Genomic DNA, 14,571 nt, shown 5'->3' with positions numbered 1-14,571 from the left:
TTATCTTTCATGCTGACTGCCTCCTTTTTCGGTATGTATGAATTATAGCATTGTTTTTCCGAAATTGCAATATGCAACTTAAAAATTATTTTTAATATTTCGTAACGCTTGACAAAAAGATATGAAAAGGATATACTTACATCACAAGAATTGCATAATGCAATTTATAAGGAGGTGATTATATGACGCAAAGAAAAATTGCATTATCCATCGAAGAAGCTGCTGACTATACGGGAATCGGCAGAAACACCTTAAGACAGCTTGTAGAATGGAAGAAACTTCCAGTATTAAAGGTTGGTCGCAAAGTCCTGATTAAAACCGATATTCTGGAAATGTTTATGGAAGCGAATGAAGGTCGTGATTTGAGGGATAGAGGAAATGTAAAAGCCGTAACAAGAACTGCGGCAAATTAAAAAGGCGGCTTCCCAAGAAACCGCCAAAGGTTCTATCAGACCGAAGCCATGATATACCTACACGCAAGAAGATTATACCATGTGCTTCTTCTGATACGCAACCGAGAACTTATGTTTGTAAAAGAAAGGGGAATGTAATCATGGCAAAATCAACAAAAAGTTATGAAGAACGAATGCTTGAAATGGAAAAGAAGGAACAGGAAAGCCTTGAAAAAGCAAAACGATATGCAGCACAGAAGAAAGAACTTCTGAAACGAAAGAAAGCCGAAGAAAGTAAAAAACGAACTCATAGGCTCTGTCAGGTTGGCGGTGCGGTGGAATCCGTTCTCGGTGCGCCTATCGAGGAAGAGGACATCCCAAAGCTGATTGGTTTTCTGAAAAAGCAGGAAGCCAATGGGAAATTTTTTTCAAAGGCAATGCAGAAAGAAACACATACCGATATGGAGGAAGTGTAATGGCGGGGGGGGGATGAGTTTTTCATTCCCTTCATTGCTTTTTCATGAAGGGCGCACTTATGGACAACCAGAGGTCGTCCCAATAAGTTTGCCACAAGTGGCAACCGGTCTTCGCTCACGCTTGCCGGGCTCGTTCCGTCGGCGGGGCTTTCAGCCAGACCTGCTCATGCCGCAGGAGGCACTCTTCGCCAGAGGGGCGCATTCCATGCAGGCTGCTATGCGCAGGGCACTCTTACGCAGAGGGCGTTCCGGCAATACTGCTTTTTCTAAAACTGAAAGCAATGTTGCCGGAAATCTATGCCGGATGTGCAGAAAGGGGGAATCCAGACATGGCGATTTTTCATTACACAATCAAAATAGTCGGACGAAGTAAAGGGAAATCTGTTATCTCCGCTTCCGCATATCTCAATGGGGATGTGATGAAAAACGAGGAAACCGGGCGAATCAGTTATTACACTTCTAAAAAAGAAGTGGTCTACACCAGTCTGATGATGTGCGAAAACGCACCTCCTGAATGGCAGATAGTACCAGAAGAAAATATAAAACGCTTTCAAAAATCTGTCCGATACAAAAGGTCAGAAGATAAAGAAGCTGCTTTAGAAAAATTTAAAATCACATTTCAGAAACAACGGTTATGGAATGAGGTATTGAAGATTGAAAAAAGTGCAGATGCCCAACTTGGCAGGTCATTTGAATTTGCCCTCCCCAAAGAATGGAGCAGACAGGAACAGATTCAATATACAGCCGACTATATCAAAAAAACATTTGTGGATAAGGGAATGTGTGCTGATTGGAGTATCCACGACAAAGGGGATGGCAATCCTCATGTCCATCTGCTTCTGACAATGCGCCCTTTTAACCCGGATCATTCTTGGGGGAAGAAAGAAGTCAAAGATTGGGATTTTGTCAGAGATAAAAGCGGAAATATCGTGATTGATGAATCCCATCCGAACTGGTGGCAGGATAAGAAAAACCCTGACCGTCATGGAATCCGTATCCCTGTATTAGATGAAAACGGAATCCAGAAGATTGGTGCAAGAAACCGCCTGCAATGGAAACGGGTACTGACCGATGCTACGGGATGGAACAATCCAAAAAACTGTGAACTGTGGCGGAGCGAGTGGGCAAAGGTGTGTAATGAACATCTGCCTTTGCATAATCAGGTCGATCACCGTTCTTACGAAAAGCAGGGAAAACTCCAGATTCCTACCATCCATGAAGGTGCTGACGCAAGAAAGATTGAACAAAAGTTTCTTGCCGGGCAGGAAATAAAAGGTTCGTGGAAAGTAGCGGAAAATCAAATCATAAAACAACAAAACACGTTATTGCAAAAGATACTGGACACCTTTGGGAAAGTATCAGGTGCATTATCATTATGGAAGGAGCGATTAAATGACATTAGAAGAAAGCCGGGAAATTATACCCTTAATGGAGTCCATGATTGGGCAAATCGAAGAACAGCAGACCTTAATGGCAGAAATGCTTCTGGAAATGCAGAACCGGGACACCCAACTCTCTCTTATGCAGGAACAGAATCAGAAATTGCAAAAATTAAACAGCGAGTTATCCGAGCTGCTCAACATTTTGCCAAATACCGAGGAACTACTTTCCAAGATGGAAGAACAGAAAACGAAGATAGAACTTTTGGAAAACGAAAATCAGCAATGGCAGATATTGGCACAGAAGCTGAACAGCGAAAACAGTTTATTACTGAAACAGAACACCGAATTGCTGAACTGGAACAGCAGGTAGAGAAAGGACGTGATATAGATGAACGAATCCAGAGAATCAAAGAACGCCGAACAGTTGGAAGAACTTCTGCTCTTGACCGAGGAGATACAAGAAGAGTTGGAACAGAAAGACCAGCTTATCGTGGAACTGAAGACGCAGCTCAACGAATCTCTGACCTTGAACGAGAAATTAAACAAAGAGAACAGAGCCGGGAATATTCAAGCATTAAAGAACGACTTGAAGCTGGCAGACAGAGCATTGCGGAGCGAGAAAGAGAAGCTGCGAAGCGCAAACGTCACGATAGAGGAATGTCAAGATAAAATACGATGCTTAACACAACAACGGGATTATGCCCGGACACATCAGAAAATCGTAGAGATACCGGTAGAAAAGCCGGTACTCTATAAAAAATGCGAAGCCTGTGACCGGACAGCCTATCAGAATGCAAAAGCAAGATACGAAACACAAAAAGAGCAACTTGCAGGACAATATAAAGCAAAAACGGTAATGTTCCAAACAACCTTGTTCCTTCTTGCATGGTATTCGCTGACAACCACTCTTTTTCAGGCAGTACAGTCAGATGTGTTCCTTTCCGATTGCAAATCATTCTTCCATGATGCAGCATCATTCATACAAACTTTTATCGGTTGGACGATTGATGCCGGGCAATCTGTGGCACAAATCAGCACAAAAATTCCAAATGAGATTATAGCCGGAATCATATATTGGTTATTGATGATATTGGTTGTTGGAATATGTGTGGCAGGGACAGGGATACTGGCAATACTGATAGAAATAAAGGTTATAGAATTATATAAGAAAAACTGTTGGGATGTTATTACCCTACTGATGATACTGACAAGTGCGGCTGTCATCATTTATTTTGGAGAAGTAATTAAAAAAGCATTATCAATAAATCTGTTGTTCTTTTGGTTAATTTTACAAGGAATATATCTTACAATTCGACGCTATATAAGTCAAGATACTGATTGACTAGATACAAAATATTTGATAAAATATAAATAGAAATACAGCAGATCAAAGGAGGTAAAACTTATGAGAGCAAAGAAAGTGATTGTAGGGGTAGCTTTAGTGCAATGTTAATTTCTTCATCAATTCCAGTAATGGCATTTTCTGTTACAAACGGGAATAAGACATTTGATAAAAAGTGGGAATTGAGCACTACATCTGATGGCGGAAAAGGTGTTTTGACTTATGGTTATAATACTCTTGCTATTAATGAAGATTATGCACACGCATATCATTCAACTAAAGATCATTACGCATATGTCAAGAATGGAAATGGTTCTTTTTCGGGTTCAAATGTTGGTAAAGGTAATTGGTCTAAAATTGAGGTTGCTCATAAAGGAAATAGTATTACCTACGGTAATAGCTACTAAACAAAGGTTCGGGATAATGGCTGAGTGGTTGGAATTCCAACCACTCTTTTTTGTGGAGTGTATATAAATGAAGAAAAAAATAAAATATATAGGAATTGTTTTGGTTATTTTGTTCTGTTGCTATAATTTATTTTGGTACTTCGGGAGTTATAAACCATATAACGAATTTCAGAAAGACTTCCCTGAAATAGAAGAATCTGGAGTAAAAATTTACACAGATAAAGATGGATTCCAGTATAGTGTGTCTGTCCCTGATTATTTGCTTTGGAATGGAAATCTTGCGATAGCTGAGTCAGATGTTCGATATGCACTAATTATTTGGATAAAACCATTTCACCAAGGAATAAGTCAAGGCGTGCTATTTAATGACTATAAGGATTTGAATACTCAAATTATGTTGTCAAGTAGCAAAAAAGCTGAAGATCAAGAAGATCAATGGATTGTTGATGAAAATAGCACAATATTGACTACGATATTTGAAAAAGCAAATAAAGTATGGAATCTGGGGTTGAAATAAATGAAAGCAATTAAAAACTTATGTTTGTTTTGTTTCCTGATTTTTGGAATACTTATGCAATCTGAAATATTTCAAGATCAGCTTTGGAACTTTTCTACAGCATATTTTACGTCATCACGCTATGAAGTTGCTAGTGAAGATATGTCGCAGTTTCTGAAAGATGTATCAGAAACTGCAACGGAGAATGATGTACATATTTTTTCTCAGTACAATGAAATCAATAATAAATACCTTTCAACACTTCATATTTATGGCGATGATAAAGTAATCAGACAAACATTAAAAAATACTGCAAACATAGAAGAATCAGAATATACCGCTTTAGTTTCCGGAATTACGAAAGTAAAATTTCATAATCTCTCAGAATTGCAAAGTACCTCTGTGGGTTATGAAAACTTTATCTCATACATAGGAAATGAGGACAATATTATCTCTGCATATCAGAAATTATCAGAAAAATATAGCTTAACTTATCCAGAATATTGGAATTCTACGGAAAAGGACATGATTTTTATTATATGGGGTATGATTATTGCATTGATGATTGTTCTAAATGTAATTGAAGTGGTTAGGCGAAAAAAAGAGGTTGTTGTACGAGTTTCCTTAGGAGAAAGTGCTGGTTTCATAGCATTTAAGGCTGCTTTATTCGATGTAACTTTTGACATTGCATTATTTATTGTTGCAAAAATATTGCTGTCAAATTATATATCGGGAGCATATGAGAATAGACTCGTCACAATTTTATATTCCATTGGAATTATTCTTTCCACTATTCCATATTGTTCTTTTTGCTTTTTTGATATTAGAAAGGCATTCGCAAATGCAACACACAAAAGAGGAGTGGATTTTTTAATTTATTCGTTAAAATTTATAGCAGGGGTAGCCGCTGTTTTTACAATTACCACTAATATTAGTAGTATTCATAATAACCTATTTACAAATGAACATTTGTTAGAAGAATATTATGATGCAAATTATTTTACCGTAAAGACTACTGATTTTAATGCTGAAAAAGAAGAAGCTTTTTGGAATAAACTATACAAGAATGAATATAACACATTAAAGCCTGTAATATGCTTGAATATTTTAAATGATAAAAATGATGTGATATATGTAAATAATCATGCAAAAGATATGTTACAAGGTTTTACGAAGCAGATAAATGCAGTAGAGAATGAATCTTCTGATTTGATTATTTTCATTCCAAAGAATAGATATTTTGCTAAAAACAAGCAATTAGCCTATGACTCCATGAGCCATGTTTTAAATCATGATAATTTACAACAATTAAATATTCAGTACATAGAGTATAGCGAAACAGAATACTTTTCCTATTTAGATACAAGTAGAATAAATGGTATCGAAAAAAGCAAAAATCCGATAATTATTTATCAGGCAAACAAAGATTTAGCAGTCAATGGTGGGTATCTTGAAAGCTATAAAGCAGGAGCAGTTTTATTTCAATGTGATGAAAAACAGCTAAGAAATATCAGCAAAAAGTATGAAGATATGCTTGGAAATTATCAGCTAGTAATTACAAACGTACATGAACAGTATTTATATAATCACACATTTTTAATAAAACTCGTGGGATTTTTAAGTTCTCTTTGTACGATTGTATTGCTTTTAAATATTATGATTATTGTTACAGTAAGTAGACTAGAGTTCCGAGAAAATGCAATGAAAATTTCCTTGATGAAAATCTTTGGATATAGTTTATTTGAACGGCACAAAACACTTCTTAAAATGATTGTAGTGGAAAATTTTGTGATATTAGTAGGTATGCTTATCTATTCTTTATTATCGGTACAGACTGAAGTAGGAATTAGCATTCTTGTTAGTTCATTTATGGCACTAATAGAATTTACAATTATTTTCTTTAATATCACAATTGTTGAAAAAACAAACATACCGAAATCATTAAAAGGAGGTTGCTTATGATAACAATTGAAAATCTATGCAAAGCATATAATGATAAAATTTTGTTCAAAAATTTTCATTTGGAAATTCCAGATAGCCGTTTTTTGGTAATTAGTGGCGAAAGTGGATGCGGAAAAAGTACTTTACTTAATATGATTGGAGGTATTGAAACTCCTGACAAAGGTTCTATTATTGTGAATGGTTTTGATGTGGCAAAAAAAGGAAAAAAGCAGAAATATTTCAAAGAAGTTGTTGGATTTTTATTTCAAAATTTTGCCCTTTTGGAAAACAAAACAGTAAAAGAAAATCTAGAAATAATAAAAAAATCAGGTAGAACGGATATTTCAATAAATGAAGCTCTTGAAAAAGTTGGTTTACAGAAAGTAATTAACAAAAAAGTCTATCAATTATCTGGTGGCGAACAGCAGAGAGTTGCGTTAGCTCGTTTAATGCTAAAGAAATGTTCGATTGTATTAGCAGACGAACCAACTGGTTCCTTAGACAAAAAAAATAGTGAGATTGTTATGAATATATTGCATGAGTTAAGTGAACAGGGAAAAACAGTTATTGTTGTAACTCATAGTGAAGAAATTGTAGCACAAGAAAAGCATGTTCTATATTTATAATTACCCATAATAGAAGAATATGTTCTTTCGGGAGACACCTCCTCTAAGAACATATTCTTTTGGTTAAAATTGATTATAAAGATACTTTTATTTCAGTATATTCGCTATATTGATGGGATATATATTTGCATATTATTTATATGGATAAGGATTATAACTCTAGTGAGTCTTCTGCATCTACCCACATCTGTAAATTACCCTCAAGATATAATCTTGCATATTCCAAAGGCTCATCCACAGCCAATGAAGTAAGCGCACATTCTGATCCGTATGTGGTTTTTAGATTTTTTTCAGCTTTCCAGCAATCAATGCGAAGCATATATCCGGCACTTGTGTAAACATCAATACTATCGTGATTTATGTTGTATTCTGCATAAATTGTTCTCATCGTATCTTATCTCCATTTTCTTTTAATAATCAGTTATAGAGTTAAATATCGAAAACATTTCAATCAGTTCACCATGTCGTTATTGTTATACTGTGTTATGAAATTTTCTTTCCCTTATTTTTTCCCATATTAAGGTTCATGAAAACCAATGTGAGAATATAACACAAGGGAAAGAGTAAGGGAAAGCTCACTTGCTACAAACTTAGTATTTTCAAGGGTTTGCGAAGAATTTGATAATTAAATATAACAGTTATTAAATTTCCTAAAATATGTGAAATATCAACTTGAATTTGTGGGTGAGATTGAATATCTCTTTAATACTCAATTCCTTTTCGTCTTTACGCAAATGATGACTGCTACAATAATCATTGGAATCATACTGATAATACCAATATATGCTGGACCTAGAATTGCCATATTGGAATAATCAGGTTTTACCAGATATGCAAAAATAGTAAATGCATTGGTAGCACCATGCATAAGAGATGGCAACCAGATGGTCTCTGTCTTTTCATATACATAATCAAATAATATCCCCATCATAATAGTAGCGACACAGAACACAATCGGACCAAGTACCGGTGCGCCAATATATTCTTTACCATACTCATATCCAGCCAAAATCATAATCGGCCAATGCCAAGCCCCCCAAATAGTACCACCTACAATTCGACCCTTAGTAACACCCAGCTTCTTCTTCAAATATGGATACAGCGCACCTCTCCAACCAACCTCTTCGCCTAATGCGACAAACATATTCAGAAATGGTGCAATTGTCACAGCTTGAACAGACGTAATCAGCAGATACATTGGTATCGTGATACCCTGTGCCTCGAACTGTTCCAACGCTCCCGCTTCCTCTAAAAGACCTCTTAACGTCATAAATTCAGAGTCAAATGTATCCGGGAAAATCACAAAAAACAAGACCCCTCCAAGGATACTTAATAACGCCGGCATCCAAAGGGCAAAGAATACATAACGAAGTTTCCCTTTTAAATGTGGTACCCATCCCATACCTTTTAGCGGGATTCTGGCTACCAGTACACCAAGGAACGGCATAAACATGGTAATCATCACTATAACAGTAAACACTATCTGATTTCCATTATTACTAAAAACACTTGCTATCATTTCTAAAATCCAAGCTAGTCCAAATGCGACTGCCATGTATATCACAAATTGTTTCTTACTCAAATTAATTGTTTCCATTATGCATCCACCTCTTTTCTATATACTTCCAAACTCCAAATTTTCCTCCTACAACTAGGACAAGTTAACTTTCTCATCTTTGGATTATGATTTGCCAACAGAGTTTCCATTTTCCTTGGTTGAAATCTGGTATGGCATTCCGGACAAATATACTCTATCCGTTTGTACCAATAGTTTGCTAAAAAGACAGCACAAATAGTATACACTGCCGTAGTTACAAAAAATGGTATCCAAATTCCTTGTAATATACCAATAACAAAAGTTACAATTCCTGTGATTTCTACAGGAATTCCTACGATCAGCATTTTTTTGTACATTTTCTTTCGCTTTTCTTTTTACTCCATAATTGACGATATGTCATGAATTGTTTTTTGTGAGCCATCCTTGAAAGAAGTCAAAAAATTTCTTATATTTTTTATTTTTTCTTAATATCTGCCTGAAGGTTTTTATTCAGTTCATCAAGCAAAAGTTCAATTACTTTTTTAGACTCATCAGATTCCAATATTTCAGCAATATCTTTAATAGAGATATCTAAGTCTCTCAAAAAGCATATTGTTTCCAATGTAGCAACATCCTTTTCAGAGAACAGTCTTCGTCCTCCCTCTGTCAAATCCGTTGGCACAAGAATACCTCTTTCATCATAGTATTGAATGGTTCTTACTGAAACATTACACTTCTTTGCAAGTTCTCCTGTTGTATATAATGACATATCCTGCCTCCTTTCAAGGCCCATATTAGTATATAACGCTGCGTGACAAGCAATATATCACGCTGCGTTATTTTTTATTTTTTACGCAAATAATTAATTTCTCATATCAACCAGACAGTGAGAGAAATTCCGATTTTCACGTTAGGTTTCATCCAAATATATTTCTATTTTGCTGAATACCTTATCTTTACAGGAATTAAACTCAGGAGTCTTTTTGATATAGCTGAATATATCTTCTTCAATATCCTCATTCCATATAGTTCGTTGAAAATCTTTATTTTCTTCCGTTGGAATATATAACACATCCACATGAATTTGATAATACTCTTCCTCATCATTAGGAAATTGTCTAACCAAAGAAAAGTTAAACATAGGTTTTCCTGTAAAAGAATAGGTTCCTGTTTCAAATAAAATCATATCTTCTTTAAGTGGCATATTACACATCTCTTCGAACACGCTTACTATGTGTTCCAGACTAGAATTATCTGAAATGCTATTTTGCAAATATCCTAATAAACTTTCCTTTGATGTCCTCTTAAATCTATCAAATAATCCCATTTGAACCCTCCTGTAATTTGTACTTATAGGCTCAGCATAAGCCCCAATATCATATGTAATATATTATTACAACAAAACCCTAACCCATGTTGTAATATCGTTCTGATTCCATAAAAGACTCAATAACCGCTTTGCCTATTTCCTCAGCATCTGCATCAGCAAATAATATAAATTCTTTGATGATTTCATCATATGTATATTGTCTTTTATGTGATTTTTTATCGAATGTATTATATACTGATTATCTTCAGTGATTTTAACACGAACATAATGATTATTTTTCCAAAAAGATACTCGGCTTCTATATTTCGTATTTTTCTTCCATGCAGCATTTTCTTTTCGCTCATTAGGCGTCAGCGAAGATAAAGGACTGTTGACCAATATCATTTTGCGTTCTTATACGAAAGCAAAATATGGCTTGGCGCAAACAATATTGCTGCGATAAGCAATAGAATTGATCTGCTCATAATTCCACTAAACAAGAACAAAACTGAGGGAATAACAGATAGCGCCAGTGCTCTGAATATGCTGCTCTTCTTAAAGCAAATTATCCAAATTGCACAATACAACACTACTAATATCGCGTCCACAATAAGGTATATGGCAAATGCTTCGTCAGACCACCACCCGAACCATGTTCCAGGAATGTTAATTATCATAAAACCAAAGCAGCCAAACCTTCCTATCTGTTCTGCAACCTCAACAAATTTATTGCTCCATTTGTTTTGAAATCCCTCTTTGCATCTAACTGCAAAAATAATATTGGGTATCATAATAACTGCAATCATTATCAGTCCGAATATATTTAACCAGTCCATAACTTTCTCCATAAATTCACATCACCACATGCCCTTGTCTGGACGCACCACTGAATTTTATCTGATATTATCATAAAATCTCTGCAACACGATCGCCAACTCTTCCGGAGCTTCTATGTTTGCTTCATGACCTGTTTTCGCAAGTTCATGGAAACAGGCGTTGTTCAAATATTGGCAAAGTTCTTTTGAAGTTTTTTTGTTTGCAGTGTCCTTTTCCCCACAAATGAGCAATACCGGACAAGACACCTTATGCAGGGAGTCACTGAAATCCAATTCAGCCATCGTCCCGCACAGGCTGATAACATCCGCTTTTTTGAAACCCATTTTACTGAATGCCGAATTCGGCATAAGATGAAACAACATATTCTGAACTTTCAATAATTTTTGAGGCATTTTATACTGTGCTGCAATTAATACGAGCGCTTTTACTTTATCTGGGTGGTCTATAGCATAATTAAGTGCCAAAACAGCCCCTAGAGAAAGCCCACATAAAACAATTTCATCGTTCACCTTGTCACATTCTGATGAGAATGCCGAATATAATTCCTTATATGTAGCAGATTTTCCTTCTAACATCTCTGCCAAACTTAATTTGACACTACTTTCCGATACCTTCGTTTCTTTTATTACTCTATTCCAACTGTCTGGTTTTTGTCCTAGTCCATGCAAATACAAATACTTCATATATTGTCACTCCTCCTCATGTGGGGACGTTCCTTCTCAATAGAATTCCAGCCTGTGCTCCACCAGCTCACTTCCCTCATATACGAGCTTGAGTGAGAAAAATCTCTCCTCCCCTTCAAGCAACAGCTTCAGAAATATCGCATCCCCGCTCCACGTCGGAAGTGTTGGCACGATCTCTTTATCTATCCATTGAAGATCACCCTCATCGCATATCTGGACATCCCCCTCAAATCCATCTGCGGTGAACAGGCACATAAGCTCATTCTCGCACTCATTGCTTATAAATGTCACCAGACCTCTGAATCGATATGATGTAAGCGTAAGTCCCGTCTCCTCCTTTATCTCCCTGAGAAGGCAGTCTTCAGGACTCTCACCCTCCTCGGCATGTCCACCTACACCGATCCATTTGCCTTTATTAATGTCCTTCTCCTTCTTTGTCCTGTGGAGCATCAGGTATCTTCCATCTTTCTCTATGTAACAAAGTGTTGTCATCTTCATAATTACTACTGTCTCCTTACCCTCTTTTGCACGTTTCATGTCGCAAATACAATTAATCTTTCTCGCTCCGTTCTCTGCTGTTCACTATGTATATTCCTGTGCACACCAGCACCAGCGACACCAGGCTTACCGGGCCAAGTGCCTGCGCACCCTCGCGGAGCAGCCATGCCGACAGTATCACGCCGAATACCGGATTCATAAATCCAAATACTGCAACCCTTGATATAGGATTATACTTGAGCAGCATTCCCCACAGAGAATATGCCACCGCCGATACAAGAGCCAGATATATGAGCATCAAAACTCCACCTGTGGATACGGTGCTGAGTCTGCCTCCCATGGCAAAACCGGCAGCCGACAGAATAATTCCGCCAACTATAAACTGGTAGCCACTGAGCATAACCGGATTGTGTTTTACCGAATATCGCTTCAGGAACACCGATGAAAATGCATAAGCCACTGTCGACAGAAATATCGCACCCTCACCTGACAAGCTCATATGGAAATTCATTCCATTCATGTTTATAAGTACAACTCCCGCAAATCCAACCAGACAGCCAAGCATCTTCTTTGCAGTGACATTTTCCTGATGGAATATGAATCCTGACACTATGATGGCAACGAATACATTTACTGCCTCTATGATGGACGCCTTGACTCCGCTTGTATGTGCGAGACCTATATAAAAGAACAGGTATTGTATGACTGTCTGCAGCATCGCCAGCCATGCTATCTTGCCGGCGCAGCCCTTCTCCGGCCTGATGAATCTTCCTTCCAGCAGACTTCCAAATATCACGGCAAGGATTCCCGCCAGCACGAATCGCATACCGGCGAACAGTATCTGTGCCGACGTATCCGCACTCTCTATATTCCACAGTCCATAACCTATCTTTATACAAGGAAACGCACTTCCCCACAACAGGCAGCACAGCATGGCACCGAACCACACAACACTGGTCTTCTGCATCCATTTGTCGTTTATCTCTATCTTTTTCATATTTACTTCTCTCTCGTGTCTTTTATATCATAGACTAACAACATTATATACGATTATAACTGCCAGTCTATATTCTTTGCATTCTCAGCAAGCAGCAACCTGGTCGCAAGCTCTTCATCATCCAGTTCTACATAGTCACCATTTGCATAATATCTCCACTCGGCTGTCATCTTTTTCCCTGTAAAGTTCGTCTCCCTTATGACCCAGAACTGTTTTGGAGACAATCTCTCCTGATTATTTTTCATCAACGTATAGCACTCTGTGTACTTGCAATTCTTTACTAGTTCCTTGACATCCATAAATGTCTCACGATTCTGAACCTGACATATAAGCAGACTGCAATTCTTCTTTGGTTTTCTCTGTACCCTCTCAATGGATATATCAAACCATGAACACAGTATCATATATATCAATATGTATACAAACAAATATGCTATGGAAAATACGACATCACCTTTATCGCCAATAATCTTGTATAGGAACCATTTATTAAAATAGAACAGGATCACGCCAGTCAGAAATGAACATAAGATCAGATCTGTGAACCACTGGCCGGCTATGATCAGCCCATGTGTGTTACGTGAATCTGATAAAAAGCGCAGTATCCATAGAATCAACAGTGTGCCAACCGCCAACACAAGAGCCGCTATGCCAAGATGCACACCTGAGTCAAATATCCAATGCCAGTTAAGCGGCAATTTTATATGTTTTATATCTTGCAAGAGGTACTGCACATCAGGATTCCACACCGTATTGCCCCAATATATGAATCCCCATACTGCACCTATCACAAATAACAAAATCTCCTTTTTCCATCTTCCCCTCATAATGTACCTCCATTCTTAAGCATCTTTTATTGTATATATATGGAAAGTATATTTTTATACACGAAAAAAGTCAATTTTCTTTCCCCATTGGCGCGACTTGTTTTTGGCAAATATTTCTTCAATTATCTCCTCGTATATGATATGCTCTAGTTAGTTTGTGCTAACCATATAGATTATTTACAAGGGGGATTACATGGAACAGAAAGAAAAAATTAAATACCAAAGGAACTGCCTGCTGGGCGCGCTCGGCGCAGCACTCCTGATCGTGGGGGATCTGTGTATCAGCATAGTACCCGCATCACCCGCGGACAAAGGACTTTATGTGAGGGGGGCATATCTGAACGGGGATTTCCAGCTGTGGAGAGTGGCTCTGCTGCTTGTGACAGGTCTTGTCGGTATGTTCTTCTATGCATTTGGCATAGACGCCATATCGGAGCAGATACTTCCCAAGTACCGCAAGACGAGGGCACTCGTCAAATACGCAGGGCTCATGTATGTCGCGTCCGCCGCGACACTGCATTTTCTCGTGGGAACACTCGCTTACTGGGTAACCTATCTGTCTGAACACATTGGAAGAGAACAGGCCATCGCATATGTTGACGACTACTACAATCTGCTCTTTCCAGCCGTCAGCATAGCGTACATACCTACGGCACTGCTCATGCTCACAAGTCTTATATCGCTGCTGGCAGGCAGAACTGTCATGAAGAGGAGCATGATCGTATTTCACATCATCACATGGCAGCTTATATTTGTGCTCATTCCTGACATCAGACAGGCCATGGGCGCCGACATATCCACACTGGATTATGTATTCAGTC

The 14,571-nt window shown here is 37.6% G+C and carries 17 protein-coding genes and 1 pseudogene; 9 read left to right on the top strand and 9 right to left on the bottom strand.

The annotated features are described in order from the left end of the window. Positions 1–182: 182 nt before the first annotated feature. The 8 genes and pseudogenes from ABUA34_RS11820 to ABUA34_RS11785 all read left to right on the top strand — a co-directional run bounded on the left by ABUA34_RS11820 (position 183) and on the right by ABUA34_RS11785 (position 7,062). The gene (locus ABUA34_RS11820) at positions 183–413 is read left to right on the top strand and encodes a helix-turn-helix domain-containing protein (protein WP_004843519.1); all 231 of its coding nucleotides are present in this window, start codon (positions 183–185) and stop codon (positions 411–413) included. Between the two features lie 140 nt (positions 414–553). Further along, complete coding sequence (locus tag ABUA34_RS11815) at positions 554–868, top strand: hypothetical protein (RefSeq protein WP_005608351.1); 315 nt, start codon at positions 554–556, stop codon at positions 866–868. A gap of 329 nt (positions 869–1,197) precedes the next feature. Then, entirely contained in the window at positions 1,198–2,919 is a 1,722-nt protein-coding gene (locus tag ABUA34_RS11810) for a MobA/MobL family protein (RefSeq protein WP_040893156.1), read from the top strand. Then, positions 2,858–3,592, top strand: a complete 735-nt coding sequence (locus ABUA34_RS11805) for a DUF6040 family protein (RefSeq protein WP_005608347.1) — start codon at positions 2,858–2,860, stop codon at positions 3,590–3,592. The genes ABUA34_RS11810 and ABUA34_RS11805 overlap by 62 nt, the downstream gene beginning before the upstream one ends. Positions 3,593–3,655: 63 nt before the next feature. After that, positions 3,656–3,999, top strand: a pseudogene (gene mdcF / locus ABUA34_RS11800) (broad-spectrum bacteriocin mediterrocin MdcF). Between the two features lie 67 nt (positions 4,000–4,066). After that, positions 4,067–4,516, top strand: a complete 450-nt coding sequence (locus ABUA34_RS11795) for a hypothetical protein (protein ID WP_004843525.1) — start codon at positions 4,067–4,069, stop codon at positions 4,514–4,516. After that, entirely contained in the window at positions 4,517–6,457 is a 1,941-nt protein-coding gene (locus ABUA34_RS11790; RefSeq protein ID WP_349823372.1) for a DUF1430 domain-containing protein, read from the top strand. Further along, positions 6,454–7,062, top strand: a complete 609-nt coding sequence (locus ABUA34_RS11785) for an ATP-binding cassette domain-containing protein (RefSeq protein ID WP_005608342.1) — start codon at positions 6,454–6,456, stop codon at positions 7,060–7,062. Before ABUA34_RS11790 ends, ABUA34_RS11785 begins: the two co-directional genes overlap by 4 nt. A 151-nt stretch (positions 7,063–7,213) precedes the next feature. Here ABUA34_RS11785 and ABUA34_RS11780 read toward each other — a convergent pair whose 3' ends face one another. The 9 genes from ABUA34_RS11780 to ABUA34_RS11740 all read right to left on the bottom strand — a co-directional run bounded on the left by ABUA34_RS11780 (position 7,214) and on the right by ABUA34_RS11740 (position 13,750). Continuing rightward, on the bottom strand, positions 7,214–7,450 hold the full coding sequence (locus ABUA34_RS11780; RefSeq protein ID WP_004843528.1) for a DUF6061 family protein: 237 nt from the start codon (positions 7,448–7,450) through the stop codon (positions 7,214–7,216). Positions 7,451–7,771: 321 nt separating this feature from the next. Further along, on the bottom strand, positions 7,772–8,659 hold the full coding sequence (locus tag ABUA34_RS11775) for a CPBP family intramembrane glutamic endopeptidase (protein WP_055145644.1): 888 nt from the start codon (positions 8,657–8,659) through the stop codon (positions 7,772–7,774). Positions 8,660–9,074: 415 nt separating this feature from the next. Further along, a complete protein-coding gene (locus ABUA34_RS11770) occupies positions 9,075–9,368 on the bottom strand; it encodes a MerR family transcriptional regulator (protein ID WP_055145639.1) in 294 nt (97 codons plus the stop codon). A 141-nt stretch (positions 9,369–9,509) separates the two neighbouring features. After that, on the bottom strand, positions 9,510–9,926 hold the full coding sequence (locus ABUA34_RS11765; RefSeq protein ID WP_055145636.1) for a hypothetical protein: 417 nt from the start codon (positions 9,924–9,926) through the stop codon (positions 9,510–9,512). A 383-nt stretch (positions 9,927–10,309) separates the two neighbouring features. Beyond that, positions 10,310–10,756, bottom strand: a complete 447-nt coding sequence (locus ABUA34_RS11760) for a hypothetical protein (RefSeq protein ID WP_004853452.1) — start codon at positions 10,754–10,756, stop codon at positions 10,310–10,312. Between the two features lie 45 nt (positions 10,757–10,801). Continuing rightward, a complete protein-coding gene (locus ABUA34_RS11755; protein WP_161171221.1) occupies positions 10,802–11,428 on the bottom strand; it encodes an alpha/beta hydrolase in 627 nt (208 codons plus the stop codon). A gap of 36 nt (positions 11,429–11,464) precedes the next feature. Next, positions 11,465–11,926, bottom strand: coding sequence for an NUDIX hydrolase (locus ABUA34_RS11750; protein WP_055145633.1), 462 nt, complete (start codon positions 11,924–11,926; stop codon positions 11,465–11,467). 52 nt (positions 11,927–11,978) lie between these two features. Then, a complete protein-coding gene (locus ABUA34_RS11745; protein WP_161171222.1) occupies positions 11,979–12,923 on the bottom strand; it encodes a DMT family transporter in 945 nt (314 codons plus the stop codon). A 53-nt stretch (positions 12,924–12,976) separates the two neighbouring features. After that, on the bottom strand, positions 12,977–13,750 hold the full coding sequence (locus ABUA34_RS11740) for a hypothetical protein (protein WP_004851542.1): 774 nt from the start codon (positions 13,748–13,750) through the stop codon (positions 12,977–12,979). Between the two features lie 193 nt (positions 13,751–13,943). Between ABUA34_RS11740 and ABUA34_RS11735 the strand changes: the two genes are divergently transcribed. Then, a partial coding sequence (locus ABUA34_RS11735) for a DUF6796 family protein (protein ID WP_349823371.1) occupies positions 13,944–14,571 on the top strand: 628 nt, incomplete at its 3' end.

It is taken from the genome of Coprococcus sp. RTP21428st1_C9_RTP21428_210409, from assembly GCF_040227395.1.
In the GTDB taxonomy this organism is placed as follows: domain Bacteria; phylum Bacillota; class Clostridia; order Lachnospirales; family Lachnospiraceae; genus Coprococcus; species Coprococcus aceti.
This window is presented reverse-complemented; position numbering and strand designations above follow the sequence as displayed.